Source organism: Flagellimonas marina (assembly GCF_042651185.1).
GTDB classification, from domain to species: Bacteria; Bacteroidota; Bacteroidia; order Flavobacteriales; family Flavobacteriaceae; genus Flagellimonas; species Flagellimonas marina.
The window spans coordinates 483,807-508,963 of sequence record NZ_JBHSCL010000009.1 but is presented as its reverse complement, the minus strand read 5'-3'; the positions used below and the strand labels follow the sequence as shown (position 1 = coordinate 508,963).

The window sequence follows — 25,157 nt, the reverse complement described above, 5'->3', positions numbered from 1 at the left end:
TTCAAATCCAAAAAAGCAAACCGACTTATGGGTCGGTTGAATGACAATCTTAACTCGTTAAGTGGAGTGGGTAGCGCGTAAATTGCAAATGGTTTTTAAGCCGAAAAACGCTAACTTCACTCCTATCTGCCGGTAGGCAGATATCGTTGGATATAAATCATTAAAAATGGATTCATTTTCCTAGGAGTTGGTGAACATATGAGCCAAGAGAAGGACGTAAATATCAGATTACACTATAATACCACTTGGAAATCTTCTGACTTTGAACGGATTAATGAACAGTTGCCTAAAAATTACAATTTTGAATTTGAAGAAAGGCAATATGTTCATACTGGGATACATGGTTTTGAAGTTTGGATAGAAATAGTAGTTACAAGTCCAATTTTTCAATTTATTGCCGGTGCTATATCAAGTGGATTGTTTTGGGACTTTTTTAAAAAGTTCTCTAAGAATACTTTTTTAAAACCTTTCTTTTCTTCTCTACAAAAATTGAACAAGACTCCTTTAGGTTATAAAAAAATGGAAATTGTTGCAATCAAAATTAAGTTTGACGATGTAACAATAAAAATTTATGGACTAAGAAAGAATTTTACTTCAATCCTATCTTCTATTTTTCAACAGCTCCAAGCTCATATTCTTAAAATTAAATCTTTAGGCTTAAATTCCATATCTGAAATTCGAATACCGTTGTTATGGACAGGAAAAAGAAATGAAAATGGAAAATTTTATGAAATTACATACCATTATAATAGAAATAAAAAGAACTCTTTTAAGGATTATTTCCAAGAATGGGAAGTAGTATGTGCTGATACTAATAAATCTTACATTTATAATTTGAAAAAAAAGAATATTAGATTTATAAATACGTTTACCAACAATGTGTAACCGCAATTACGGCGGATTCGACTACCCTTCGACTGCGCTCATGGCGTGCTGAATCCACTCGGAATTGAGAGCGTCAGTACTTAAGAAAACCCGTAACTGACGGTTATACAAGTCCGATAAGTGAAATCTCCAAAAAGTTGTTATAAAAATCAAGCCACCGTCCCCTGACAACTACTTCCAGCCCCTGCCGTACACCCATAACAGTGCTGTGAAATCACAATCTCACGGTCATTCAACAAGTCTTCGTTGTAGTCCTTAATGTGTTTTACCTTGCTGGAGACCTTTAGGTCGAGCATCTGGTTAAAGTCACAGTCGTACAGCCAACCATCCCAGCTTACTGAAATGGTATTCGTGCACATCACATTTTCCACCGCAGCGGGGTTATAGGCTTCCACCAACGCATACATATAATCCTCATAATTATCCGAAGCGATCAAATAGTCCAAAAAGCGGGAAATGGGCAAGTTGGTAATCGCAAACAAATTATGGAAGTCAATGTTGAAATCTTCCTTCAACGCTTTTTTAAAGTCACGCTCCATGGCCGCTTGGTCGCCCGGCAAAAAGGCCCCGGAGGGATTATAGACCAAATCCAACCGTAAGCTGCTATCAGGCATACCGTACCCCACCGCATTTAAATCCTGCAGCGCACGTATGGATTTGTCAAAAACCCCATCGCCACGTTGTTTGTCTGTTTTGCCCCGGGTGTAGTGCGGCATGGACGAAACCACATGCACATTATGCTTTTTAAAGAACTCGGGCAAGTCGTGGTATTTTTTGTTGGCACGGATGATGGTCAAGTTAGAGCGCACAATAAAATCCTGAATCCCAGCCTTGGCCGCCTCTTCCACGAACCATCGAAAATTGGGATTCATTTCTGGAGCGCCGCCTGTTAGGTCCAAGGTGTGGGCTCCGGTATTTCGGATAACCTCCAAACACTGCTCCATGGTTTCGCGGGTCATGATTTCCTTTCGGTCCGGACCCGCATCCACGTGACAGTGCTCGCAGACTTGGTTGCACATATACCCTACATTGATTTGAAGAATTTCCAGCGTTTTGGGTTTTAGCGGAAATTGTCCCGTTTGGGCAATCTTATCCTTGAAATAAGGCAACTCACCATCGGAAAACAACCCACCACTCAAGATGTCCAACTGCCTGTTGGTTTGGGCCAGTTCATTTTCCCGGGCCTTCAACGATTTTTTGGCCGTGTTTTTAATATCTGATAATATGCTTTGTCCCATTTTTAGCTTCTAAAATTTTGCAGAAACATTTTCATTTTTGACTAATTCTCTTGCTTTCAAACACCAAACACCAAACACCAAACAGCGCAGCGGTCTAACGTCTAGAAGCGTAGCGCTCTCCAATCACATGGAAAGTTTATTGTATTTGTTCATCATCTGTACCCCATGCACCAGCGTAGCACCACTTTCAATCGCGGCACCGGCGTGTACAGCTTCCATCATTTCCTCTTTGGTAATACCGCGTTGGAGCCCATCTTTGGTATAGGCATCAATGCAATAGGGGCATTTCACTACGTGTGCCACTGCTAGGGCGATCAACGATTTCTCTCTTGCACTTAGTGCACCTTCTTCGAAAACCTTACCGTAATAATCAAAAAATTTGTTGCCCAGTTCTTCGCTCCATTCGGTGATGGAACCAAATTTTCGTAAATCCGCTGGGTCGTAATATGAGTTTGCCATGTTTTGTTTTTTTATGGATTATGGACATGTGCCATGAAGGCAATTCCATGTTGGGATTAATAAATACGTAGAAGGGCCAAGTTCCATGACTAGGCCATGCAATCAGGAAAACACAACAGGCGAACCTTTATTGAAAGGAATAAACAGGAATATATTCTTGCGGGTAGTATGACCAGCTTCAAGAAACGCTATGGTCTCACCTAAAATTTTTGAAAAAAGAGATAGCCACCTGTCAGCTAAAGTTGAGATATGGTTGGATAACCGTTTGATGTCGCTCGCGGAATCAATATCCAATAATCGGTTTAATGAAAAAACCGTACAACCGCCTGATTCAAAATGATGACGGGTAGCATTGAACAAAGTGGTCATTTGCCACGGAAGTCCTGCAAAAGATTCTGGATTAAAGTTGGAAGCATGCAATCCCAACAAATAAAATCCGCCATCCACCGCCGGGCCCAAAACCGTTTTGCCCAGCTGGAGATGTTGATGGGCTTCCAGCAGGTGTTGGGTTTTCAACTGCGGACTATCATTCCCAATGGCGATGATGTTGGCAAAGCCTTTATCAAAAAGAGATTGAAGGGCATGAGTAAACCTTTCTCCAAAAGTTTCACCCACTTGTTCTTTTTCCGTGAAATGAAAATAAGGCAGTCCGGAAGCCTTTACAATTTTTAAAGAGTGTGCGTTGAGCGCATCAAAAAGCGAAGTGTTGCCTCCAATTTTTTTGATATGACTGTCTGTATCCGCAGAATTTGCGAACACCAGAATAGCGGTATCAAAGAGTGGTTTTGGGTGCAATTATTCGATGTTTATCCTAAACTTACAACAATTATTGGTATTGATTTTGGTCGAAGCCCATCAATTTAGATTACAATTTTGGACAAATAGTTTCAACTTTAACATTCCGACCCACCAGTCGGTTTTGAAAATGAGGAAATTACAGTTTCCCGATTAAGGTTGGGTTGAATTCGACAAAAAACACGAAAACAGTTCATTTTTAAACCGCACCGACTGCCTGGTCGGTTAACAAATGGGTTTGGAAAAAGAAAAAGGGCGACTTTTTGTCGCCCTTTCAAACATAAATACTTCAATTTTATGCACTTGGGAGTACTACGGTGTCAACCACATGGATCACCCCATTGGATTGGTTAACATCGGCTATGGTCACCATGGCTACATTCCCTGCGCCGTCCTTAACTTTAATGGCGTCACCATCCATCATAGCAGTAAGGGTATCTCCGTTTACAGTGGTAAGCTTGGCCATCCCATTTCCTTTTTTGATCATTTTCATCAAATCCTTAGCACCATATTTTCCGGCCACTACGTGATAGGTCAATACACCCTGCAATTTGGATTTGTTTTCGGGTTTTAACAAGGTGGACACGGTTCCCTCGGGCAGTTTGTCAAAGGCACTGTTGGTAGGGGCAAATACGGTAAAGGGGCCATCGCCTTGCAAGGTTTCAACCAAACCGGCAGCTTTTACGGCAGCTACTAAAGTAGTGTGGTCCTTGGAGTTTACGGCATTGGAAACAATATCCTTGCTGGGGTACATGGGCGCACCACCCACCATTTTGGTTTGGGAAAATCCTGCGAAGCCGACCAAAAGGGCCAAGGTTGATGCAATTAGTGTTACTGTTCTTAAAGATTTCATGTGATTTAATTTTTAGATTATATACACACTTACGGAGTTATTGGAGTTGGGGTTTGGTATTGGAAAAGATTGATGAAAATTTAATCCAAGACCATGGGAGGTAACGTATTATCAAAGCGGCAAAGCCATACCTTTGTGCATCATTGCTTTGTAATTAAAAATGTTTGAAGATAAATCCATTGGTTTGGTGCTTTCGGGCGGAGGCGTCCGTGGAATGGCCCATATTGGGCTGATCAAGGCCCTTCGTGAACACGGTTTAGAGGCTCAAATGGTTTCCGGTTCCAGTGTGGGTGCTTTGGTCGGCGCGTTGTATGCCAATGGAAATTCAGTGGAGAGCATGCTCGATTTCTTCCGAAAGACCCCTCTGTTCCAGTATAGTTTTTTTGCCATCAACAAACCCGGATTTATAGATACGGAGCGCTATTTCAGCATTTTTAAGGGCTATTTTCCCAATGACTCTTTTGAAAGTCTGGGAAAACCGCTTTATGTGGTGGCCACCGATTTGTTGAGTGGAGAAGAAAAGGTTTTCAACCAAGGCGAATTGATATTGCCACTTTTGGCCTCTGCTGCATTGACCCCAGTTTTTAGTCCAGTGGAAATTGATGGTGTACTTTATGCGGATGGAGGAATCATGAATAACTTTCCAAAGGAATATCTTCAGGATAAAGTGGACTTTTTAATTGGGAGCAATGTTTCCATCGCTGCCAAAATCCAAAAAAAAGATTTACGAAATTCCATTCAATTGGCCGGAAGAGTCACAAGTTTAATGATTTATGCCTCCAATAAAGCCAAAGTAGAAGAATGTCATTTGTGCATAGAGCCCAAAGAACTCGATAAAATCGGTGTTTTGGACAAAAAGGGAATTGAGAACGCCTTTTCCATTGGCTATGAACATGGCAGCAGGGCCATTGAAAAGCTGTTGGCCTCTAACACCTAAACGTCGTCGTAGTCCACCTTTAACGTCGGGGTCAAAGGGTGTGCCTGGCAGGTTAATATCAACCCTTCGGCCACTTCACCATCAGTTAAAATCTGATTTTTGGCCATCTCAGCCTTTCCTTCCTTGATTCGAGCAATACAGGTGCTGCATACCCCGCCTTGACACGAATACGGCGCGTCTATATCCTCATTGAGTACGGCATCGAGCACTAGCTGTTTTCGATCCATGACCAAGGAAAAGGTCTCATCGTCCAAAATCACCTCAACCTTGGTTTTCCCTTCCAGATTTTCAGCCATTTCATCCTCTTCATCGGAAGAGGTGAACAGTTCAAAATGTATTTTTTCTTCAGAGACACCATTTTCTTTAAGGGTGTCAGATACAACCTGAATCATTTCTTCAGGACCGCAGAGATAAAAAGCGTCAAACGGGGTTTCCTTGAATTTGTTTTTTACCACAAAATTTACGGTAGAGCGCTCAACACGTCCAAAAAGCGCATCCTCTTCATGCGAACGGCTGTAGATATATTGCACAAAAAACCGATTGGAATATTGTTCTTTGAGCGCTTGTATTTTTTCAAAATACATGGTCTCTTCCGGGCTTTGGTTTCCAAACACCAGCACAAAAGTGTTCTCTGGATTGCTTTCCAAAACCGTTTGGGCAATGCTCATTATCGGCGTAATGCCACTTCCTGCCGCAAAAGCGGCCACGTTTTTTTTGTCTGAAGTTTGATCAAACACAAAACGACCCTCAGGGAGCATCACTTCAAAAACATCACCGGCCTTTATATTCTCATTGGCAAAAACTGAAAATGTACCATTCGGCATTTTTTTGATGCCAACCGTCATTTGTCCAGAAGAGGGCGCCGAAGAAATGGAATAGGCCCTACGAAGTTCCCTTCCGTTTAGGGAATATTTTAGGGTAATGTATTGGCCCGCTTTAAAACTATAGGCGTCTTGGAGTTCTTGGGGAACCTCAAAAGTAAGGGCCACCGCGTTTGGGGTTAATCGATCTACAGAAGAGACTTTTAACGCATGGGAATCGCTCATGAAAACAATTTTGCTGCAAAACTAAGGATTACCGAAATTTTTTGCCCCAATTTTTACAAAAAGGATGTGTATTGTAACAAATGGCCTACTTTGCATACTAACCAAAAAACTACCAACCATGTTTAAGCGTTTCATTGGCCTTCAATGGAAATCTTTTTTTAGGGCAGCATCCTTCAAAACCGAGATTTGGATTAAAATCTTAATGGGTCTTGGTGCACTCTATTTTATTTTGGTCTTTCTGGGGATGGGCTTTGGCTCCTATTTTATGATTGAGAAAGCTGGTATTGGTGACCCATTGCGAGTGGTAAATCAATATATAATCTACTATTTGGCTCTTGACCTCGTGCTACGGTATATGCTTCAAAAAATGCCTGTGACCAATATAAAGCCATTATTGTACTTGCCTATTAAAAAGAGCACGGTGGTGAACTATTCCATGGGAAAAACGGTGATTTCCTTTTTCAACATCATGCATGCATTTTTCTTTGTGCCCTTCAGTGTGGTTTTAATTATTCAAGGCTATTCCATTGGTTCCGTAATTGGATGGCACCTGGGTTTCATGGCCCTAATTTTTGTCAATAACTTTATCAATGTATTGGTCAACAATAAAGACAGTCTCTTTTATGTATTTGCAGGATTGTTTTTAGTGGCGGGTATTTCGCAATACTATCAATGGTTTGATATTACGTTGTACACCCAACCCATTTTTGACTTGTTCTTTGATGTGCCCTGGACAGCGATTGTTCCATGGCTTTTGTTGATTGGACTCTATGCTTTGGCCTATTCCTATTTCAAAAAACATATGTATTTAGATGGTGGCCTCGCCATAAAACAATCTGAAGCCAAAACAGAAAACTTGGATTGGTTGAACCGTTTCGGGAATCTGGGTACCTTCTTGAAGAATGATATAAAACTTATAAAACGGAACAAGAGATCCAGAACGGCAGTAATTGCAGGCTTCTTTTTCATTTTTTATGGACTGCTCTTCTTTACTGGCGCCGTTGAAGCCTATGAAGGTCCGTTTTGGAGCATCTTCGCTGGGATTTTTGTAACGGGCGGATTTCTTTTCAGCTTTGGGCAGTATGTGCCCAGTTGGGACAGCAGCTATTACCCGCTGATGATGAGCCAGAACATTCAGTACAAAGAATACCTTACCTCAAAATGGTATTTAGTGATTATTGCTACCATCATTTCTACCATTTTGGCTTCATTTTACCTCTATTTTGGATGGGAATATTATGCCGCTGTTCTGGTGGGAGCCATCTACAACATTGGCATCAACAGTTATTTAGTGCTTTGGGGAGGAGCTTATGTGAAGACGCCCATTGACCTCACTTCCAACAAAAAAGCATTTGGGGACAAGCAGGCGTTCAATGCAAAAACACTGCTGCTTACCTTGCCAAAGGTGGTATTGCCCGTTGCTATTTATGCCCTCGGTTATTGGCTGGTCAGTCCGTCGGTGGGATACCTTTGTGTGGCCTTGACCGGATTACTGGGCTTCGTATTTAAAAATAAGGCTTTTACCATGATAGAGGGGATTTATAAAAAAGAGAAGTATAAAACCTTATTGGCATACAAACAGAAATAAGCATGATCACAGCGCAAAATTTAACCAAAACCTATTCGCAAACGGTGTTGAACATTGACCACCTAGAGATTCCCAAAGGACAGAGCTTTGGCTTGGTGGGGAACAATGGTGCGGGAAAAACCACCTTGTTCAGTTTGTTGTTGGATTTGGTTCAACCCACTACCGGTCACATTATGAATAATGGGGTACAGGTCAATCAAAGTGAAGCTTGGAAACCGTTTACCTCTGCATTTATTGACGAAACATTTTTGATCGGCTACCTTACTCCAGAAGAGTACTTCTATTTCATTGGAGAATTGCGCGGCAGGAACAAAGCCGATGTGGATGCGCTACTAGCCAATTATGAAGATTTTTTCCATGGTGAAATTTTGGGTCAGAAGAAATATTTACGGGATCTTTCCAAAGGAAATCAAAAGAAAGTGGGCATCGTGGCTAGCTTTATTGGCAATCCCGAGGTTGTGATTCTGGATGAACCTTTTGCCAATTTGGACCCCACCACCCAAATCCGGTTAAAGGGAATCATAAAAGATTTGGCCGCCAAGGAAGAAGTTACGGTTTTGGTCTCCAGCCATGATCTAATCCATGTCACCGAAGTCTGTGAACGCATCGTGGTTTTGAACAAAGGGGAAATCGTGCGAGACATTAAAACCTCCAAAGAGACCTTAAAAGAATTGGAGACCTTCTTCGGGGGATAAAAATAAGCTGTTTAAAAAGCAACAAAAGTTTGAATTTGTCAGTTCGAGCGCAGTCGAGAACTTAATGCATTTTGGCAATCAATGGGTTTCGACTTAAGTTTATCCTGAGCGGAGTCGAAGGGCTCAACCTGACATAACTAGTTTTTCACATAGCCTCCAAGCATAATTGTTTTTTGAATCCTGTTAACCCATAGCCGAAGTATCATAATGAAAGGAGGCTTTTTTGATTTTTCCATCTTGTACTTGGTAAAGCGCAACTTCCTCCATGTTCATTCGGTTGCCATCTCTAAAAGTGACATCGCTGGTCATAGCCACCGCAAAATGATTGCCGGCCACCACTGGGTCGCCAATTGTGCCACCATGCGTTTCTTGAATGCTTTCCATCCATTGTTGAAATCCTTGTAGAATATTTTCCAATCCTTCGGTAACCGCATTGGGCATACCGGGCATTTCTAAACTCACAGCGTCTTGGGCGTAAAGTCCGTACGCTTCTTGGTATTTGCCATCCCTACAAAGGGCAACCAGTTTGTCTGCAACGTCTTGTGTGGTCATTGTGTTTCTGTTTTTATGATTAATGAATAAACTGCTTTAGTCAAATGCTTGGCTTAAATAGGTGTTCAACGGTTTAATGGTTTGAAAATGGAGCAAGATTTCATCCACAAGCTTTTCTGAATTGTAAAAAGGCTCCAACGGAAATTCGGCCATGGCATAAAATTGCTTGTGATAGATTAGGTCGGTTTTTTCAGCCGTGGGCAGCAAGCTTTTATCCAACCGTTTGGCTTTTTCCCCTTTCAATCGGCCAAAATTTTGAATGAAGTCGGGTGCCTTTACAATGGCTTCCAATTTTGATGGGTCCTTGGCAATGTGTTCCCGAATCAAGGCCAACTCTGGCGGCCGAACCATAAACAAACCACCTCCCACATGGATGTTTGTAGCATCAATACCCAAATAATAGCCCGGGAACATTGACTTTTTGCCATTGGGTGAAAAACCAGCTTTAAGTAGAGTATGATATGGCGATTTATCCTTGGAGAAACGAACATCTTTGTTGATGCGGAACAGCGCTTTTTTAGGGTCGGAGGGAATTCGTTCATCCCAATAAGTTAACGTATTCAGTAAAACATCCAATAATTCTAAAAAAGGGGCTTTTACTTCATTCTCAAATCTTTTTTTATTCTGGTGGAACCATTCCTTATGGTTGTTCTGTGTCAATTCTTTAAAAAAGAAAGTATGCTCTCGTGTTATCATGCCAGTTCGTTTTGTATGAGGTCCAGGGCCAATTGAGTAAGAGTTTCCCATTGATCATGGTATTCAAAATCAACTTCGTACCAACCAGCCAATGGTTTTTTGGTCTTAAATGGACTGAATTCTGTCAACGGTACATGTGCCGTCTCAATGGGATAGCCTTTTCCCAATTTAAAGACCATTTTTTTCTTTCTGGAGAAAAAGGCGAACACCTTATTTTTATAGTGAATGGCCTCCGAGCTCATCATTTTGCCCTCGGTCACATCCGCATATTTCATGCAGAGCAATTCCCGTATTTCATTGAATTTTTCAAACTCCATGAACCAAAGCTACAAAAGAGGGAAAAGCACGAATAAGGGCAAATAAGACACTTTTACGGGTTGTTTCTGCCACGGATATCTACTACATTTATCAAATGTAAATCCATGGGTATGAAACATGTAAGTATTTTGGTGCCAAAAGGCAATGCTATTTTGAGCAGTGTGGTGGGACCATACAAGATTTTGTCCGCGGCCAACCGATTTTTAAAGAGCACCGGGGTGAGAAATGATGACTTTTTTGATATTCATCTGGTAGGGTTGGACAGTGATCAGTCACTTTATAATGGTCTGTTCAGTATTCATTGTAACAAGACCATTGATCAAGTGAACAAGACTGATCTGATATTGATTCCCGCCCTTAGAACAGAAAAATTGGTTGAAGAACTTCAATTGAACCAACCGTATGTGGATTGGATTATTAACCAACGCAACCGAAACAATGCCGAAGTAGCAAGTATGTGTTTGGGTGCTTTTGTACTGGCTAGAACCGGGTTAGTGGATGGGAAACAATGTTCCACCCATTGGGCGGCCATGGAAGTGTTCAAGCGTATGTACCCACAAGTAAATCTGGTTTCCAATAAAATTGTTACGGAAGAAGATGGCATTTATACCAGTGGGGGCGCCTATTCCTTTTTGAATCTGATGATTCACCTGGTTGAAAAATACTGCGGTAGGGAGGCGGCTATTTACCTCTCCAAGTTCTTTGAGATTGAAATAGATCGTAAAGACCAAAATCAGTTTGTGATTTTTCAAGGTCAAAAAGAGCATGACGACACCGCTATAAAAGCAGCCCAAAACTATATAGAGGACAATGTAAATGACAAAATATCCGTGGAGGAGTTGGCCCAAAAATTTGCCATTAGCAGTAGAAATTTTGTACGGCGATTTAAAAAGGCCACCCAGAACACACCCTTGGAATACATTCAACGGGTAAAAGTTGAAGCAGCCAAACGCAGTTTGGAAACCACCCAACAAAATGTGAATGAAATCATGTACCAAGTAGGGTATGCGGACCAAAAAGCGTTCCGTACCGTATTCAAAAAATATGTGGGATTATCCCCGGTGGCCTACAAAACCAAATACAATCGATCGCAACTGGAATATCAAGGATCTAACTCGTGGTAGTTTTCTAAGAACGACACAAGAACAGCGCCCAATAAAAAAACTCGCATTTTATCGATAAGCCTTATAATAATCTGTGTTTTTTTAAGTTAAGGTTACACACGATTATCGATAATTTTGAAGCTTCGTACTACACTTATCATTGCCACGGTTCTGGGAGGACTGCTTTTTAATTCATGCTCTACCAAAAAAGACAAGTTCATCAACCGGAATTGGCACGCGCTCAACACCAAGTACAATACCTTGTACAATGGCAACATTGCTTTTGAACAAGGTCGCGAAGAGCTGAATGAAACCTATCGCGATGATTACTGGGAAATCCTACCCGTGGAGCGCTTGGAAGTGACCGATGAGATCAAACTGGATTCAGAAGATAACAACCCCAACTTTATCATTGCCGAGGAAAAGGCCACAAAAGCCATTCAAAAACACAGCATGGACATCAAAGATGAGGAACGGAATCCCCAAACTGATGAGGCCTTTTTGCTTTTGGGAAAGGCACGCTATTTTGACCAACGCTACATTCCTGCTTTGGAATCCTTCAATTATATTCTAAGAAAATATGTGGAGAGCGATAAATTGAACGAAGCCACCATTTGGCGGGAAAAGACCAATATGCGGTTGGACAACCCTGAAGTTGCTATAAAGAACTTGAAGCGCCTGTTCAAATATGAAAAACTGAAAGATCAGGAATATGCCGATGCCAATGCGGTTTTGGCCCAGTGCTACATCAACCTGAATGCTCCCGACACCGCCATTCAAAAGTTAAAGATTGCCCAGGCCTACACTAAAAAAAATCCAGAAAAGGGAAGATACCTCTTCATCATTGGGCAGTTGTTCAACCAATTGGGGCATAAGGACAGTGCCAATTATGCGTTTGACAAAGTCATTGCCCTCAACCGAAAATCGCCACGGGTGTACATGATCAATGCCCATCTTCAGAAAATAAGAAATACAGAAATCACCGATGCCAATCGAGAGGAACTATTGGAATATCTGACCGATTTGGAGGAAAACCGAGAAAACCGCCCCTTTTTGGATAAGATCTATCGCGAAGTGGCGCAATTTCATCTGGCTAATGAAGAAGATAGTCTGGCTTTGACCTACTACAATAAATCACTCAGGGTTACCCAAGGCGAGCGCAAACTGAATGCACTCAACTACCAAAGTTTGGCCGACTATTATTTCGATGAGGATGCATACAAAACCGCAGGAGCGTATTATGACAGTACGTTGACCAACCTTGCGGAAAACACCAGAAAGCATCGGGACATCAAAAAGAAATTGGACAACTTGGAGGACGTTATAAAATATGAGGATATTGTTCAGTATACCGATAGTGTTATTACCGTTTACCAGATGCCCGAAGCAGAACGCAAAGCCTATTTTGAAGAATATATCGCTGAACTGAAACGTATTGCTGAAGAGGAAGAAGCCAAAAAGCAGGCAAAAGCTGAGGCCGGGTTTGCCATGTTTGCCAATAGTAAGGGCGGAAAGGAGAATAAAGGTAAATTTTACTTTTACAACATCACTAGCTTGGGGTATGGTAAAAATGATTTTAGAACCCGATGGGGCGATCGTACCCTGGAAGATGATTGGCGTTGGAGCAATAAAAACAGAACCTTGGTCTCCGAGGCTACCGGTGAACAAGTTGCCGGCACCGACCCATCAACCCAAAACCTTACAGAAGACCAAAAATATTCGGTGGATTTTTATTTGAATCAAATTCCTACCGATGTTTCTGTGATTGACAGTCTATGGACAGAAAGAAACTTTGCCAATTATCAATTGGGATTGATCTACAAGGAAAAATTCAAGGACAATCTTTTGGCCGCCGCTAAACTGGAACGTGTTTTGGTCTCCAATCCGGAGGAGCGCCTGATTCTCCCTTCAAAATACAACCTGTACAAGATCTATGAGGAAAGCGGTAGTCCATTGGCTTTGAACATGAAGCAGGATATCATCACCAATCACCCAGATACCCGCTATGCAGAAATTCTATTGAACCCACAAGCGGTGTTGGAAGGGAATACCGATAGCCCGGATGCCCGATATGCGGCTTTGTTTAAAAAGTACGAGCAACAAGAGTATCTTCAGGTAATCACACTGTCCGAGGAATACATCAGCAAATTCACAGGAGATCCCATTGTACCCAAATTTGAAATGTTGAAGGCCAATGCCATTGGTCGCTTGCAAGGCTTTGAACCATTTAAGGAGGCCCTGAACTATGTGGCCCTTACCTATCCCAACAATCCCGAAGGAAAAAAAGCGGAGCAAATTGTGGAAGAGCAATTGCCCAAATTGGAGAAAAAAGAGTTTTCGCCGGAAACGGGATCAACTGGAACATCGAATTGGAAGGTGGTCTTTCCCTTTAAAATTAGGGACGATGAAAAAGCGTTACAATTAAAGAAACGATTGGAAGACGCCATCACGGACCTTAACTATAAAAATGTGGTTTCCAAGGATATCTATAATCTCGAAGATCAGTTTGTGGTGGTACATGGATTTCGCTCCAAGGATTTTGCCCTTGGCTTTGCCGAGCTTATTAAAAACAACAAGGACTACCGCATTAAAGATGAGAATTTTGTAGTTTTATCCGAGAACTACAAAATTGTTCAAGTCCACAAGAATTTAGAATCATACAAAGAACATATTTTAACCCCAAAACCCTAGAACACAATGTTTTCTGACAACAAAAAACCCAGACCTATGAATGAATTTGGCGGACAACCCAACAGGATTGAAAAGAACACAAAGATCAAAGGAGACATTACTTCCGAAGCCGATTTTAGAATCGATGGAAAACTGGAGGGCAATGTAAAAACATCCGGTAAGGTGGTCATTGGTAAAGATGGCTACATTAATGGAAAAGTGGAGTGCGTAAATGCGGATATTGAAGGAAAGTTCAATGGCGAACTCAACGTAAAGGACCTACTTTCCCTAAAAGCCTCCGCCTTTATAGAGGGAACCGTATCCGTGGCCAAACTGGCTGTTGAGCCTGGAGCAACTTTTAATGCTGCCTGTACCATGGGCAAAGGTGTGTCAGCAGGAACTTCGTCGTCCTCAGCCACCCCAAAATTGGAGTCCACCAAGAGCAATGAGCCAGCAAAAGCTTCCTAAAAAAAAGAGTGCCTTAAAAAACGCCGCCATCCTAACGGGCATTGGCTTTGAAATGGGGGCCATTATTTATTTGTCGGTACAAGGTGGAAAATGGTTGGACGCCGAATACCAAAACGAAAAGAATATTTTTACGGTAATTGCCACTTTATTGGGAGTGGCAATTTCTATTTGGCTAGTTTTGCAGCAGCTAAAACGTATTAAGTACTGATGTTAAAACGCAACCTGTTCGCCCGGTTCATTCTTCTGCTTTTGCCATTATTGCTCCTCGCTTTTGTGGTACATTTAGTTGTCTTATCCAGCAAGGACCTTCCACTTTTTGGCAACTTAATTATCCGTTCCTATGTGATCAATGGGGTCTTGGCCATCGTTATTTTTGGATTGTTGTTCCGATTTAGGGAACGGTTGAAGAACCAAATCGGGTTTTTGTTCATGGCCGGAAGCTTGGTAAAATTTGTCTTTTTCTTTGTGTTTTTTTACCCAGCCTATAGCCGTGACGGGGACATGTCTGGCCAAGAATTTGCCGCTTTTTTTGTACCCTACGCCATCGCACTTTTTTTGGAGACTTTTTATGCTTCCCGAATGCTTAAAATTTTAGAGGAATCCCCTGAAGATTAGGCGACTCAAAATCCTCAAAAATAAAAGTTTGAAAGCTTTTTTCTTTTTAGAAGAATGGCTTACATTTGCACCGATTTTGAGAGACCGATATTTTTGAGCGAAATGCGAAAGACTTTTTTTACGAGATTACTTCTTGTCGGAACACTATTGTTGGCCCAGTTAACTTTTGCGAAAGAACAGGAACACGAAACGGAAGAACACGGCAAGGACCTAAAGACTGAAATTAAGGAGTACATTTCCCATCACCTTCAAGATTCTCACGACTTTTCCTTGTTTTCCTACACCACAGAAAACGGAGAGCACAAATATGTTGGTTTCCCATTGCCCGTTATTCTAATTGATGATGGGTTGAAGGTTTTCTCTTCTTCAAAATTCCATCACGGCGAAACTTTAGCCGAAGTGGACGGTAACTACTACAAGCTTTACCACGGTAAAATATACAAGACGGATGCCGAAGGCACCATCAATTACGATGAGGAACACCATCCCACAAACGTAAAACCATTGGATTTTTCCATCACCAAAAATGTGGTCATGATCATCATCACGGGATTGTTGATGTTGTGGTTGTTCACCAGCTTGGCAAAATCCTACGCCAAAAATGGTGGTATTCCAACAGGGGCTGGTCGTTTTTTCGAGCCGATTGTACTTTATATAAGAGATGATATCGCAAGACCCAACATTGGCGAAAAGCGATACAAAAAGTATATGCCGTTCTTGTTGACCATCTTTTTCTTTATCTGGTTCTTGAACATGTTTGGGATGACCCCGCTGGGCGTAAACGTCACCGGGAACATCGCCATCACCACATCATTGGCCATTTTGACCTTTTTGATCACCAATTTCACAGGAACCAAGGATTACTGGATGCACCAGTTCAACCCATTGGGCGATTCTTTGCCTTGGTACGGAAAAATACCATTGTACATTATATTGGTGCCCATTGAATTGTTGGGATTGTTCATTAAGCCGTTTTCCCTGTTGATTCGTTTGTATGCAAACATGCAGGCAGGTCACATTGTATTGATGAGCTTGATCGGATTGATGTTCATCTTTAAAAGTTGGATAGGAAGCCCGTTGTCCTTCGGACTGGCCTTTGCCATTTCATTGATTGAAGTATTGGTAGCGTTGCTACAAGCCTATATTTTCACCATGTTGAGTGCGTTGTACTTCGGATTTGCTTCCGAGGACCATCACGCTGAAGGTCATGAAGATGACCCAGAATTGGCACATTTATAGGAAGTGTATTGTCACTTCGAGATGTCATCCTGAGCACAGTCGAAGGAACCATCGAGAAGGGGCTATTTTAAATTGAATTTTTAATTTTTAAACTAGATAGATATGGAAATTCCAGTAATGGTAGGTGCAGGTTTGGTAGTTATCGGTGTAGGTCTTGGTATTGGTAGAATCGGTGGTTCTGCTATGGAGGCCATTGCACGTCAGCCTGAAGCTTACGGAAAAATCCAAACAGCGATGTTGATTGCAGCAGCGTTGATTGAAGGTATTGGTTTTGCGGCTCTTTTTGCGGTATAATCAAAACACACAGAGCAAAAGTTGTAACGGTTGGTTGCAGCTTTTGCTTCAGTATTAGTTTAAAAGCACAAGAATAAAGCACAGATATGGAAAAGTTATTGGAAGAGTTTTCGTTGGGACTGTTTTTTTGGCAAACGCTTTTGTTTGTATTGCTACTGTTCCTTTTGTACAAATTTGCATGGAAACCTATCCTTAATGCGGTAAATGAGCGTGAAGAGGGTATTAAAAATGCTTTGGATGCTGCCGATGCCGCCAAAAAGGAAATGCAGAACGTTACTGCCGATAGCGAGAAATTGTTGAAAGAGGCCAGAGCAGAGCGCGATGCCTTGTTGAAAGAAGCTAGAGAGCTTAAGGAAGGAATCGTTTCCGAAGCAAAAGAACAGGCCAAAGTTGAAGGTGATAAAATGATCAAGCAGGCCCAGGCCACCATCGAAAGTGAAAAGAAAGCTGCTGTTGCTGATATCAAAGCACAAGTAGCTAACCTTTCCTTGGAAATCGCAGAAAAAGTCATCAAAGAAGAATTGTCCGACAAGAAGAAACAACAGAAGTTGGTGGATGATATGTTGGGCGACATCAAATTGAATTAAAAAGTAAGGTATTGGTTTGCTAAGGTGCGGTTGCGAAATAAGCTCAACTTTAACCTTTCACCATTAACCCAATAACCTAAAAAATATGAATCAGAATAGGGCAGCCATACGCTACGCAAAAGCAACCTTGGATTTCGCTATCGAAAAGAAAGCGGCAGATGCCGTGGAAAAAGATATGCGAACCATTTCTGCAACAATTGCCGAAAGTAATGATCTAAAGAAACTTTTGGACAGTCCCGTTGTAAAAAGCGAGGTGAAGAAAAATGCGTTGTTGGAAATTTTCAAGGATTCTTCGGAAATCACCAAAGGCCTTATCGAAACATTGATTGGCAACAAAAGGGTGGCCATGTTGCAGGAAGTGGCCTTTAAGTACATCATCCTTCATGAAAAGTTGAAAGGTGAAGATGTTGCCTACGTGACCACCGCCGTTCCCTTGACCGCTGATTTGGAAAAGAAAGTATTGGCCGAGGTAAGCAAGATCACCGGGAACAAGGTCACTATAGAGAACAAGATTGACGAAAGCATTATTGGTGGATTTGTATTGCGCGTTGGCGATTTACAGTATGATGCCAGCATCGCAAACAAATTGAACAGTTTAAAAAGAGAATTTACAAATAGTCTATAAAAATGGCAGGAGTAAAAGCCGCTGAGGTATCAGCAATTTTGAAAAAACAGTTATCAGGTTTTGAGGCTACCGCTTCTTTGGATGAAGTAGGTACCGTATTGCAAGTAGGGGATGGTATTGCCCGTGTGTACGGACTTTCCAATGCCCAGTACGGGGAGCTTGTGGAGTTTGATGGAGGCATGGAAGGTATCGTTCTTAACCTTGAGGAAGATAACGTAGGTGTGGTTTTGTTGGGTCCATCCAAAGAGATTGTGGAAGGAGCTACCGTAAAAAGAACACAACGTATCGCATCCATTAAAGTGGGTGAGGGAATTGTTGGCCGTGTGGTGGATACCTTGGGTAACCCTATCGATGGTAAAGGTCCTATCGCTGGCGAAACCTATGAGATGCCTTTGGAGCGTAAAGCGCCAGGTGTTATTTATAGACAACCCGTAAACGAGCCATTGCAGACGGGTATCAAGGCGATTGATGCTATGATTCCTGTAGGTCGTGGACAAAGGGAGTTGGTGATTGGTGACAAGCAAACTGGTAAAACCACCGTTTGTATTGATACCATCTTGAACCAAAAAGAATTTTACGATGCTGGTGAGCCGGTTTACTGTATCTATGTGGCCGTTGGTCAGAAAGCATCTACTGTTGCTGCCATCGCAAAGACTTTGGAGGATAGGGGAGCTTTGGCCTACACCACTATTGTTGCGGCCAACGCATCAGACCCTGCTCCTATGCAGGTATATGCCCCTTTTGCTGGTGCAGCGATTGGTGAATACTTCAGGGATACAGGTCGTCCTGCTTTGATTATCTATGATGATTTGTCAAAACAAGCCGTTGCCTATCGTGAAGTATCCTTGTTGTTGCGTAGACCTCCGGGGCGTGAAGCGTATCCTGGTGACGTTTTCTACTTGCACTCAAGACTGTTGGAGCGTGCTGCAAAAGTGATTGCAGATGATGATATTGCCAAGGACATGAACGACCTTCCAGAGGTGTTGAAGCCTATGGTAAAAGGTGGCGGTTCATTGACGGCATTGCCCATTATTGAAACCCAAGCAGGTGACGTTTCTGCCTATATCCCAACCAACGTAATTTCCATTACCGATGGTCAGATATTCTTGGAGCAGGATTTGTTCAACCAAGGGGTCCGTCCTGCGATCAACGTGGGTATCTCCGTATCTCGTGTGGGTGGTTCCGCACAAATTAAGTCCATGAAGAAAGTGGCCGGTACCTTGAAATTGGACCAAGCCCAGTTCCGTGAATTGGAAGCGTTTGCCAAGTTCGGTTCCGATTTGGATGCAGCTACCTTGAACGTCATTGAAAAAGGACGTAGAAACGTGGAGATCTTGAAACAAGGTCAAAATGATCCCTTCACCGTTGAAGATCAGGTGGCCATCATCTTTGCAGGTTCCAAGAACTTGTTGCGTGATGTTCCTGTGGATAAAGTAAAAGAATTTGAAAGAGACTTCTTGGAGTTCTTGAACGCGAAGCACAGAGACGTATTGGATAGCCTAAAGGCCGGTAAATTGACTGATGAGGTTACCGATACGTTAACAGCGGTTGCTAAGGATCTTTCGGGAAAATACAGAGCATAATAAGAATTGTCATTCCCGCTGTCACCCTGAGCGCAGTCGAAGGGAAGCGGGAATCCATAACCAAAAAGATTCCGCATCAAGTGCGGAATGACAAATAAGAAAATGGCAAATCTAAAGGAAATACGGAATAGGATCACAACCATCTCTTCAACGATGCAGATTACCAGTGCCATGAAAATGGTTTCTGCTGCTAAACTGAAGAAAGCCCAAGATGCCATTACGGCCATGCGTCCTTATGCAGACAAACTTACGGAGTTGTTGCAAGGGCTTAGTGCCAGTTTGGATGGCGATGCCGGTAGTGCATTTGCGGACAGCAGACCCGTAAACAAGGTTTTGGTGGTAGCTATCACTTCCAACCGAGGTTTGTGTGGAGCGTTCAATTCCAATATCATCAAACAGAGTCGCACCTTGGTAGGACAAACGTATGCTGGAAAGCAGGTGGATTTTGTTACAATCGGGAAGAAAGCCAACGATATTCTTCGTAAAAAGAATACTGTTGTGGCCAATCACAGTGGTGTTTTTGATGATTTGACTTTTGATAATGTTGCTGAGATTGCCCAATTTTTGATGGACCAATTTACAGAAGGCAAATATGACCGAATCGATTTGGTGTACAACAAGTTCAAGAACGCGGCCACACAGATTGTAATGACCGAGCAGTTTTTGCCTATCGCTATTTCTGAAGAGAACGCTTCTAGCGTTTCTGATTACATTTTTGAGCCTTCAAAGGCAGAGATTGTAGAGCAATTGATTCCTAAATCATTGAAGACCCAGTTGTACAAAGCTATCCGCGATTCGTTTGCCAGTGAGCACGGTGCTCGGATGACGGCCATGCACAAAGCAACGGACAATGCTTCTGAACTTAGAGATGAACTTAAATTGACGTACAACAAAGCACGTCAAGCTGCCATTACCAACGAAATCTTGGAAATTGTTGGTGGTGCTGAGGCATTGAACAATTAAGCCGAACATATGTGAGGCTAAATATTCCAATGCGGAAGCGTTGAACAACTAATAGGATTACACTTTAAAAATATAAAGAGCCGCTATTAAAGCGGCTTTTTTTGTCCTCATACCTTTTTACCGTATTTGGACTAAAGCGTTTTATGTAACTTGTGGGCACCATTAAAGGTTTTAAAAGAGAATACACCTATTGAACCCGCTAAAAAGGCTTTTTAAACAGACTTTTATTTATGGACTGGCCACGGTGATGCCGCGGGTCATTTCCTTTTTCCTGTTACCACTGTACACAGCTGTTTTTGAAAACGCTGCGGGCTATGGGCAGTACACCAACATCTATGCTTGGATTGCCATATTCAACGTCTTTTTGGCTTATGGTATGGAGACCGCCTTTTTCAGGTTCTACCATAAATCTGAGGACAAGAAAAGCATAATATCCACCTCGTTGATTTCACTTTTGGCCTCATCCCTTTTGTTTTTGATTGTTGCGCTGTCCGTAAAGCAATGGTTGTCCGAAGTTACCAACATCAATGTGGATTATATAAAGTTTACCACTTTTATCTTGGTGTTGGATGCCTTGGTCATTGTTCCATTTGCCTTGTTAAGGGCACAGGAAAAACCGATGAAATATGCGGTGTTAAAAACCATCAATGTGGCTATAAACTTGGCCTTTAATATCTTTTTCCTGCTTGTTTTGCCCAAAATGGCCTTGGAAAACCAGTCCGGATTCTTCGATGCCATATATAAGGAGAACTGGGAAATTCATTATGTGCTGATTTCAAATGTCATCGCCAGCGGCATTACCCTGTTGATTTTACTCCCCAGCTATTTTAAGGTTCCGTATCTATTCGACTCCATTCTTTGGAAGCAAATGCTAAAATATGCGGGTCCTGTAATGGTGGCAGGAGTGGCATTTACGGTCAATGAAGTGCTGGACAAGATTTTACTGACCGAAATATTGCCTGCGGACATTGCGGAGTCCGAAGTTGGAAAATATGGGGCATGCTACAAATTGGCGTTGTTCATGACACTGTTCGGAACGGCCTTCCGTATGGGAGTTGAGCCCTTTTTCTTCAGTCATGCCAAAACCGAAAAACCGGAAAGGACCTATGCGCAGATTACCAATTACTTTGTAATTCTTGGAAGTATCATCCTCTTGGGGGTTGTGGCCTATATAGATGTTTTGGGTAAACTTTTGATTAGAAACCCAATTTACTGGGAAGCCCTTGATGTTGTGCCGATTATTCTGTTGGGCAGTTTTTGCTTGGGCATTTATCACAATCTATCCGTTTGGTACAAAGTAACGGACCAGACCAAGTTTGGGGCCTATATTTCATCCATCGGCGCATTGATTACCTTGATCATCAACATAGGGCTCATTCCAAAGATTGGATATATGGCCTCTGCCCTGGCCACCTTGGCTGCATATGGTAGTATGATGTTATTGTCCTATTTCTTCGGAAGAAAATACTACCCAATACCCTATAATATGCGTAAAATTGTGTTCTACCTTTCCGTTTCAATTCTCTTTTCCGCACTTTCATTCTACGTTTTTAATAGAAATTTAATAGCGGGCAGCCTACTTCTTTTGTTATTTTTGGGATTGATTTACAGAATGGAAGGTGAAAATTTAAGAAGCATATTTTTAAAGCGTGAAGATTAAGATCATTAACAAGTCGAACCATACACTGCCCCATTACGAAACCTTGGCTTCGGCAGGAATGGATTTAAGGGCCAATATTGACTCCCCGATTGTATTAAAACCCTTGGAGCGGGCCATTGTCCCCACAGGAATTTTTATGGAACTGCCCATTGGTTTTGAAGCTCAAGTACGCCCACGAAGCGGTCTGGCAGCAAAAAAGGGAATATCGGTTCTCAATGCCCCTGGAACCATTGATGCGGATTACCGCGGAGAGGTGGGTGTGATTTTGGTAAACCTTTCTTCCGAAGCATTCATAGTGGAGAATGGTGAACGCATAGCCCAAATGGTGATTGCCAAGCACGAGCGCGCCGAATGGGAAGAAGTGGAATCCCTTTCAGAAACCGATAGGGGAGCTGGTGGATTTGGGAGTACAGGGACCAAGTAGAATTAAGCAATGACAGGTGGAGCATGCCTTTGTCGGCAGACAGGCGCAGTCGAGACCATTTTAAATAGAGTATAACTTTAAAAGATACCCGCCTCCGCGGGCATTTCTATGAAAATAATCGTACCCATGGCGGGAAGAGGTTCCCGATTACGACCACACACCTTAACCGTTCCAAAACCATTGATTCCCGTTGCGGGAAAACCTATTGTACACCGATTGGTAAGTGATATTGCGAAAGTGCTGGGTGAACCCATTGAGGAAGTGGCCTTTATTTTGGGCGACCCCGCTTTTTTTGGCGATGATGTTGTGGAAAGTTTAATGGAATTGGCAAAAGAACTGGGCGCAAAAGGCTCTATTTACCGTCAAGACCAACCTTTGGGAACCGGGCATGCCATTATGAGCGCCAAGGAATCGTTGAACGGACCTGCTGTAATCGCCTATGCAGATACTTTGATTCGGGCTGATTTTGATCTGGACAAATCTGCGGACAGCGTTATTTGGGTAAAACAAGTGGAGCAACCAGAAGCCTATGGTGTGGTAAAATTGAGCGAGCAAAACCAAATTGTGGAGCTGGTAGAAAAACCAAAGGAGTTTGTTTCCGATTTGGCCGTGATTGGCATTTACTACTTTAAAGATGTGGGGGTCCTTAAAAACGAACTTCAATATGTTTTGGATAACCAAATCACCCACGGTGGAGAGTACCAAATCAATGATGGCATTACCCGCATGATGGAAAAGGGCATGAAATTTGTTCCCGGAAAAGTGGATGAATGGATGGACTGCGGGAACAAAAATGTGACCGTGGAGACCAACCAGCGGATGTTGGATTTTTTGGAAAAGGATGGGGAAACTCTCATTTCCAGTTCCGTGAAACAAGAAAATGCAAACATTATTGAACCTTGCTTTATTGGGGAAAACGTAGTGATAAAAAATACAACTGTGGGGCCTTATGTTTCAGTGGGGTCAAATACAGTTTTGGAGAATTCAACCATTAAGAACAGCCTTATCCAAAGCAACAGCAAAATTTACAATGCCAATTTGGACAACGCCATGATTGGCAATCATGTTGTTTTTAATGGTAATTTTGAAACCATAAGCATTGGCGATTATTCTGTTTTGGAATAGGTTTTTGATACAATGATGTTTGGGATGGTATGAATGGAAAGTTTCTTTTTGGGGTATGCATGGTTGTGTCGGCGTTGACATACTGCCCTAGCTATGCCCAAGAAGAACAGGAAAGCGCCGAAGTATATCTTGAAGAATATACCGATGAGTTTCAGGAAAATTTCTTTGAGGCCTTAAAGCAAAAAGGCATCCAAAACTACGATCGCGCCATAGATTTATTATTGAATTGCAAGCAATTGGACCCATCCAACAGTGTGGTGGATTACGAATTGGCAAAGGCCTATGCGCTGGATAAGCAGCACGTACTTGCGCAGGAATATGCCGTTAAGGCCCTCAATGCAGAGCCCACCGATTTTTGGTATTTAGACAACCTTCTCCATGTTCTAGATCAAGGAAGCATTCCGTTTGAAGCGGTTAAACAGGATATCCCTTTTGACAATCAAAAATTGCGGCAGAATTTGGCGTTGGGTTATTTCAAAATGCGAAAATACGATGACGCTCTCAAAGTTTTGAATGGTTTAGGAAGCTCCAAATTTGTTGAAGAGTTGACTTCAAAAATCAATGATTCCCTTCAACAAAAAGAAGAGAAAAAAGTGATTTCAGTCGCAGTGAAGGAAAAGAAGGAATCCAATCATCCCACTGCCCAATATCGGTCACAGATAGAAGAGCTCTTTTCAAAGTCTGATTTTAATCAGGCATTGACCGTTTCCAAAGAGGCTTTGGATTCCTATCCAATGCAACCCTATTTTTATTACGCCTACGGAACAGCACTGAACAACACCGAAAAACCCAATAAAGCTATTGAAGTGTTGGAAAGTGGGCTGGATTATCTTTTGGATGATGGTCAATTGGCGAATAAAATGTTTGGTGAGCTGTCTAAAGCCTATACAAGCATCGGCAACATATCAAAAGCGAATGAATATTTAAATAAAATTAAACCGGGACTATGAGGATGGGGTCAAGAAATATGGGAAAGCAGATTCGGTTTTTGACAATGACGGCACTGATTTTTTGTCTGGGTGCATGTAAAAGCACCAAGACGGTCACAGGAGGTGAAGCAGATGCACGCATGTCCGCCAAAAATATCATCGATAATCACTATACCAATCAGACCAAATTCAAAACCCTAAGTGGGCGAATTAAAATTGATTATGTAAATGGAGATGAAAGTCAGGGCGTTAATGTCAGCTTAAGGATGGAAAAAGATAAAGTGATTTGGATGAGTGCACCCCTCGGAATGGTGAAGGCACACATAACACCAAGTAAAGTGTCCTTTTATAACAAGTTACAGAATGAATATTTTGATGGTGACTTCAGTTATTTGAGTCATGTTTTAGGAACGGAGTTGGATTTTGAGAAAGTCCAGAACCTACTATTAGGGAATGCGGTGTTTGATTTAAGAAAGGAAAAATTTGTTTCATCCGTTGCTGAGGGGAATTACCAACTGAAACCAAAAAAGGCCAGGGATTTGTTTAAGATTCTATTTCAAGTTGAACCCAGGAACTTTAAAATAGCAACGCAGCAAGTTTCCCAACCTGATAGCTTGCGAAAGTTTGAAGCAAAATATACCTATCAGAATGTTTCTGGAAATGTACTGCCGGAGGAAATTAAGATTTTGGCCGAGGATAAGGGGGAGTTGACCAATATAAACCTCAGTTTTCGTAACTTGGAATTGAACAAATCCATGAGTTTCCCCTATAAAGTACCTAAAGGATTTGATAAAATTACATTAAAGTAAT

At 42.0% G+C, this 25,157-nt stretch carries 28 protein-coding genes; 20 read left to right on the top strand and 8 right to left on the bottom strand.

What is annotated here, in order from left to right:
• The first annotated feature begins 198 nt into the window (after nucleotides 1-198).
• Nucleotides 199-885, top strand: coding sequence for a hypothetical protein (locus tag ACFOWS_RS16145; RefSeq protein WP_366585991.1), 687 nt, complete (start codon nucleotides 199-201; stop codon nucleotides 883-885).
• Nucleotides 886-1,034: 149 nt separating this feature from the next.
• Here ACFOWS_RS16145 and arsS read toward each other — a convergent pair whose 3' ends face one another.
• The 4 genes from arsS to ACFOWS_RS16125 all read right to left on the bottom strand — a co-directional run bounded on the left by arsS (nucleotide 1,035) and on the right by ACFOWS_RS16125 (nucleotide 4,230).
• Complete coding sequence (gene arsS / locus ACFOWS_RS16140; protein ID WP_379766772.1) at nucleotides 1,035-2,123, bottom strand: arsenosugar biosynthesis radical SAM (seleno)protein ArsS; 1,089 nt, start codon at nucleotides 2,121-2,123, stop codon at nucleotides 1,035-1,037.
• A gap of 123 nt (nucleotides 2,124-2,246) precedes the next feature.
• Nucleotides 2,247-2,582, bottom strand: coding sequence for an arsenosugar biosynthesis-associated peroxidase-like protein (locus ACFOWS_RS16135; protein ID WP_067029694.1), 336 nt, complete (start codon nucleotides 2,580-2,582; stop codon nucleotides 2,247-2,249).
• Between the two features lie 102 nt (nucleotides 2,583-2,684).
• Nucleotides 2,685-3,377, bottom strand: a complete 693-nt coding sequence (locus ACFOWS_RS16130) for a TIGR04282 family arsenosugar biosynthesis glycosyltransferase (protein ID WP_379766768.1) — start codon at nucleotides 3,375-3,377, stop codon at nucleotides 2,685-2,687.
• Between the two features lie 295 nt (nucleotides 3,378-3,672).
• Nucleotides 3,673-4,230, bottom strand: coding sequence for a fasciclin domain-containing protein (locus tag ACFOWS_RS16125; protein ID WP_379766765.1), 558 nt, complete (start codon nucleotides 4,228-4,230; stop codon nucleotides 3,673-3,675).
• A gap of 160 nt (nucleotides 4,231-4,390) precedes the next feature.
• On the opposite strand from ACFOWS_RS16125, the gene ACFOWS_RS16120 reads away from it, so the two are divergent.
• Nucleotides 4,391-5,167, top strand: coding sequence for a patatin-like phospholipase family protein (locus ACFOWS_RS16120; protein ID WP_379766763.1), 777 nt, complete (start codon nucleotides 4,391-4,393; stop codon nucleotides 5,165-5,167).
• Here ACFOWS_RS16120 and ACFOWS_RS16115 read toward each other — a convergent pair.
• Nucleotides 5,164-6,213, bottom strand: a complete 1,050-nt coding sequence (locus ACFOWS_RS16115) for a 2Fe-2S iron-sulfur cluster-binding protein (protein ID WP_379766760.1) — start codon at nucleotides 6,211-6,213, stop codon at nucleotides 5,164-5,166. The two genes, ACFOWS_RS16120 and ACFOWS_RS16115, sit on opposite strands and share 4 nt — an antisense overlap.
• Before the next feature lie 118 nt (nucleotides 6,214-6,331).
• Between ACFOWS_RS16115 and ACFOWS_RS16110 the strand changes: the two genes are divergently transcribed.
• A complete protein-coding gene (locus ACFOWS_RS16110) occupies nucleotides 6,332-7,801 on the top strand; it encodes a DUF5687 family protein (RefSeq protein ID WP_379766757.1) in 1,470 nt (489 codons plus the stop codon).
• Between the two features lie 2 nt (nucleotides 7,802-7,803).
• Nucleotides 7,804-8,496, top strand: a complete 693-nt coding sequence (locus ACFOWS_RS16105) for an ABC transporter ATP-binding protein (protein ID WP_379766754.1) — start codon at nucleotides 7,804-7,806, stop codon at nucleotides 8,494-8,496.
• Nucleotides 8,497-8,679: 183 nt separating this feature from the next.
• On the opposite strand, the gene ACFOWS_RS16100 is transcribed toward ACFOWS_RS16105, so the two are convergent.
• Genes ACFOWS_RS16100 through ACFOWS_RS16090 form a run of 3 tightly spaced genes read right to left on the bottom strand, consistent with a single transcriptional unit; the run spans nucleotide 8,680 to nucleotide 10,061 of the window.
• The gene (locus ACFOWS_RS16100) at nucleotides 8,680-9,048 is read right to left on the bottom strand and encodes a SnoaL-like domain-containing protein (protein ID WP_379766751.1); all 369 of its coding nucleotides are present in this window, start codon (nucleotides 9,046-9,048) and stop codon (nucleotides 8,680-8,682) included.
• 36 nt (nucleotides 9,049-9,084) lie between these two features.
• The gene (locus ACFOWS_RS16095; RefSeq protein WP_379766748.1) at nucleotides 9,085-9,744 is read right to left on the bottom strand and encodes a DUF2461 domain-containing protein; all 660 of its coding nucleotides are present in this window, start codon (nucleotides 9,742-9,744) and stop codon (nucleotides 9,085-9,087) included.
• Nucleotides 9,741-10,061 carry a hypothetical protein gene (locus ACFOWS_RS16090; RefSeq protein ID WP_379766745.1) on the bottom strand — a complete coding sequence of 107 codons (321 nt, stop codon included), beginning with the start codon at nucleotides 10,059-10,061 and terminating at the stop codon, nucleotides 9,741-9,743. Before ACFOWS_RS16090 ends, ACFOWS_RS16095 begins: the two co-directional genes overlap by 4 nt.
• A gap of 111 nt (nucleotides 10,062-10,172) precedes the next feature.
• On the opposite strand from ACFOWS_RS16090, the gene ACFOWS_RS16085 reads away from it, so the two are divergent.
• From ACFOWS_RS16085 to ACFOWS_RS16010, 16 genes are all read left to right on the top strand, one after another.
• Entirely contained in the window at nucleotides 10,173-11,186 is a 1,014-nt protein-coding gene (locus ACFOWS_RS16085) for a GlxA family transcriptional regulator (protein WP_379766742.1), read from the top strand.
• A gap of 114 nt (nucleotides 11,187-11,300) precedes the next feature.
• Nucleotides 11,301-13,856 (top strand): type IX secretion system periplasmic lipoprotein PorW/SprE, encoded by a 2,556-nt coding sequence (porW, locus tag ACFOWS_RS16080; RefSeq protein WP_379766739.1) that lies wholly within the window; start codon nucleotides 11,301-11,303, stop codon nucleotides 13,854-13,856.
• 6 nt (nucleotides 13,857-13,862) lie between these two features.
• Nucleotides 13,863-14,303, top strand: coding sequence for a bactofilin family protein (locus tag ACFOWS_RS16075; protein ID WP_379766736.1), 441 nt, complete (start codon nucleotides 13,863-13,865; stop codon nucleotides 14,301-14,303).
• A complete protein-coding gene (locus ACFOWS_RS16070; protein WP_379766733.1) occupies nucleotides 14,281-14,511 on the top strand; it encodes an AtpZ/AtpI family protein in 231 nt (76 codons plus the stop codon). Before ACFOWS_RS16075 ends, ACFOWS_RS16070 begins: the two co-directional genes overlap by 23 nt.
• The gene (locus ACFOWS_RS16065) at nucleotides 14,511-14,918 is read left to right on the top strand and encodes a DUF6168 family protein (RefSeq protein ID WP_379766730.1); all 408 of its coding nucleotides are present in this window, start codon (nucleotides 14,511-14,513) and stop codon (nucleotides 14,916-14,918) included. Before ACFOWS_RS16070 ends, ACFOWS_RS16065 begins: the two co-directional genes overlap by 1 nt.
• 102 nt (nucleotides 14,919-15,020) lie before the next feature.
• On the top strand, nucleotides 15,021-16,157 hold the full coding sequence (atpB, locus tag ACFOWS_RS16060; RefSeq protein WP_379766728.1) for a F0F1 ATP synthase subunit A: 1,137 nt from the start codon (nucleotides 15,021-15,023) through the stop codon (nucleotides 16,155-16,157).
• A gap of 102 nt (nucleotides 16,158-16,259) precedes the next feature.
• Nucleotides 16,260-16,451, top strand: coding sequence for an ATP synthase F0 subunit C (atpE, locus tag ACFOWS_RS16055; protein ID WP_045801726.1), 192 nt, complete (start codon nucleotides 16,260-16,262; stop codon nucleotides 16,449-16,451).
• An 86-nt stretch (nucleotides 16,452-16,537) separates the two neighbouring features.
• Nucleotides 16,538-17,038 (top strand): F0F1 ATP synthase subunit B, encoded by a 501-nt coding sequence (locus ACFOWS_RS16050; protein ID WP_379766725.1) that lies wholly within the window; start codon nucleotides 16,538-16,540, stop codon nucleotides 17,036-17,038.
• An 85-nt stretch (nucleotides 17,039-17,123) separates the two neighbouring features.
• Entirely contained in the window at nucleotides 17,124-17,663 is a 540-nt protein-coding gene (atpH, locus tag ACFOWS_RS16045) for an ATP synthase F1 subunit delta (RefSeq protein WP_379766722.1), read from the top strand.
• Nucleotides 17,664-17,665: 2 nt separating this feature from the next.
• Nucleotides 17,666-19,246: a F0F1 ATP synthase subunit alpha gene (gene atpA / locus ACFOWS_RS16040; RefSeq protein ID WP_379766720.1), complete on the top strand. Its 1,581-nt coding sequence runs from the start codon at nucleotides 17,666-17,668 to the stop codon at nucleotides 19,244-19,246.
• A 102-nt stretch (nucleotides 19,247-19,348) separates the two neighbouring features.
• Entirely contained in the window at nucleotides 19,349-20,209 is an 861-nt protein-coding gene (gene atpG / locus ACFOWS_RS16035) for an ATP synthase F1 subunit gamma (RefSeq protein WP_379766717.1), read from the top strand.
• A gap of 190 nt (nucleotides 20,210-20,399) precedes the next feature.
• Complete coding sequence (locus tag ACFOWS_RS16030; protein ID WP_379766714.1) at nucleotides 20,400-21,869, top strand: lipopolysaccharide biosynthesis protein; 1,470 nt, start codon at nucleotides 20,400-20,402, stop codon at nucleotides 21,867-21,869.
• Nucleotides 21,859-22,293, top strand: coding sequence for a dUTP diphosphatase (gene dut / locus ACFOWS_RS16025; RefSeq protein ID WP_379766711.1), 435 nt, complete (start codon nucleotides 21,859-21,861; stop codon nucleotides 22,291-22,293). The genes ACFOWS_RS16030 and dut overlap by 11 nt, the downstream gene beginning before the upstream one ends.
• 108 nt (nucleotides 22,294-22,401) lie before the next feature.
• The gene (locus ACFOWS_RS16020) at nucleotides 22,402-23,418 is read left to right on the top strand and encodes a sugar phosphate nucleotidyltransferase (protein WP_379766708.1); all 1,017 of its coding nucleotides are present in this window, start codon (nucleotides 22,402-22,404) and stop codon (nucleotides 23,416-23,418) included.
• Between the two features lie 29 nt (nucleotides 23,419-23,447).
• A complete protein-coding gene (locus tag ACFOWS_RS16015) occupies nucleotides 23,448-24,368 on the top strand; it encodes a tetratricopeptide repeat protein (protein ID WP_379766705.1) in 921 nt (306 codons plus the stop codon).
• A 2-nt stretch (nucleotides 24,369-24,370) separates the two neighbouring features.
• The gene (locus tag ACFOWS_RS16010) at nucleotides 24,371-25,156 is read left to right on the top strand and encodes a DUF4292 domain-containing protein (RefSeq protein ID WP_379766702.1); all 786 of its coding nucleotides are present in this window, start codon (nucleotides 24,371-24,373) and stop codon (nucleotides 25,154-25,156) included.
• Nucleotide 25,157: the final 1 nt, after the last annotated feature.

Bases quoted from the DNA above. Each gene is read 5' to 3' on its own strand.
- ACFOWS_RS16095 (WP_379766748.1), bottom strand. From the start codon at position 9,744: ATGATAACACGAGAGCATACTTTCTTTTTTAAAGAATTGACACAGAAC.
- ACFOWS_RS16135 (WP_067029694.1), bottom strand. From the start codon at position 2,582: ATGGCAAACTCATATTACGACCCAGCGGATTTACGAAAATTTGGTTCC.
- ACFOWS_RS16110 (WP_379766757.1), top strand. From the start codon at position 6,332: ATGTTTAAGCGTTTCATTGGCCTTCAATGGAAATCTTTTTTTAGGGCA.
- ACFOWS_RS16120 (WP_379766763.1), top strand. From the start codon at position 4,391: ATGTTTGAAGATAAATCCATTGGTTTGGTGCTTTCGGGCGGAGGCGTC.
- arsS (WP_379766772.1), bottom strand. From the start codon at position 2,123: ATGGGACAAAGCATATTATCAGATATTAAAAACACGGCCAAAAAATCG.
- ACFOWS_RS16105 (WP_379766754.1), top strand. From the start codon at position 7,804: ATGATCACAGCGCAAAATTTAACCAAAACCTATTCGCAAACGGTGTTG.
- atpE (WP_045801726.1), top strand. From the start codon at position 16,260: ATGGAAATTCCAGTAATGGTAGGTGCAGGTTTGGTAGTTATCGGTGTA.
- ACFOWS_RS16065 (WP_379766730.1), top strand. From the start codon at position 14,511: ATGTTAAAACGCAACCTGTTCGCCCGGTTCATTCTTCTGCTTTTGCCA.
- ACFOWS_RS16015 (WP_379766705.1), top strand. From the start codon at position 23,448: ATGAATGGAAAGTTTCTTTTTGGGGTATGCATGGTTGTGTCGGCGTTG.
- ACFOWS_RS16100 (WP_379766751.1), bottom strand. From the start codon at position 9,048: ATGACCACACAAGACGTTGCAGACAAACTGGTTGCCCTTTGTAGGGAT.
- atpG (WP_379766717.1), top strand. From the start codon at position 19,349: ATGGCAAATCTAAAGGAAATACGGAATAGGATCACAACCATCTCTTCA.
- ACFOWS_RS16070 (WP_379766733.1), top strand. From the start codon at position 14,281: ATGAGCCAGCAAAAGCTTCCTAAAAAAAAGAGTGCCTTAAAAAACGCC.
- ACFOWS_RS16090 (WP_379766745.1), bottom strand. From the start codon at position 10,061: ATGGAGTTTGAAAAATTCAATGAAATACGGGAATTGCTCTGCATGAAA.
- ACFOWS_RS16085 (WP_379766742.1), top strand. From the start codon at position 10,173: ATGAAACATGTAAGTATTTTGGTGCCAAAAGGCAATGCTATTTTGAGC.
- ACFOWS_RS16145 (WP_366585991.1), top strand. From the start codon at position 199: ATGAGCCAAGAGAAGGACGTAAATATCAGATTACACTATAATACCACT.
- ACFOWS_RS16125 (WP_379766765.1), bottom strand. From the start codon at position 4,230: ATGAAATCTTTAAGAACAGTAACACTAATTGCATCAACCTTGGCCCTT.
- ACFOWS_RS16020 (WP_379766708.1), top strand. From the start codon at position 22,402: ATGAAAATAATCGTACCCATGGCGGGAAGAGGTTCCCGATTACGACCA.
- ACFOWS_RS16075 (WP_379766736.1), top strand. From the start codon at position 13,863: ATGTTTTCTGACAACAAAAAACCCAGACCTATGAATGAATTTGGCGGA.
- ACFOWS_RS16115 (WP_379766760.1), bottom strand. From the start codon at position 6,213: ATGAGCGATTCCCATGCGTTAAAAGTCTCTTCTGTAGATCGATTAACC.
- atpH (WP_379766722.1), top strand. From the start codon at position 17,124: ATGAATCAGAATAGGGCAGCCATACGCTACGCAAAAGCAACCTTGGAT.
- atpA (WP_379766720.1), top strand. From the start codon at position 17,666: ATGGCAGGAGTAAAAGCCGCTGAGGTATCAGCAATTTTGAAAAAACAG.
- ACFOWS_RS16050 (WP_379766725.1), top strand. From the start codon at position 16,538: ATGGAAAAGTTATTGGAAGAGTTTTCGTTGGGACTGTTTTTTTGGCAA.
- atpB (WP_379766728.1), top strand. From the start codon at position 15,021: ATGCGAAAGACTTTTTTTACGAGATTACTTCTTGTCGGAACACTATTG.
- ACFOWS_RS16010 (WP_379766702.1), top strand. From the start codon at position 24,371: ATGGGGTCAAGAAATATGGGAAAGCAGATTCGGTTTTTGACAATGACG.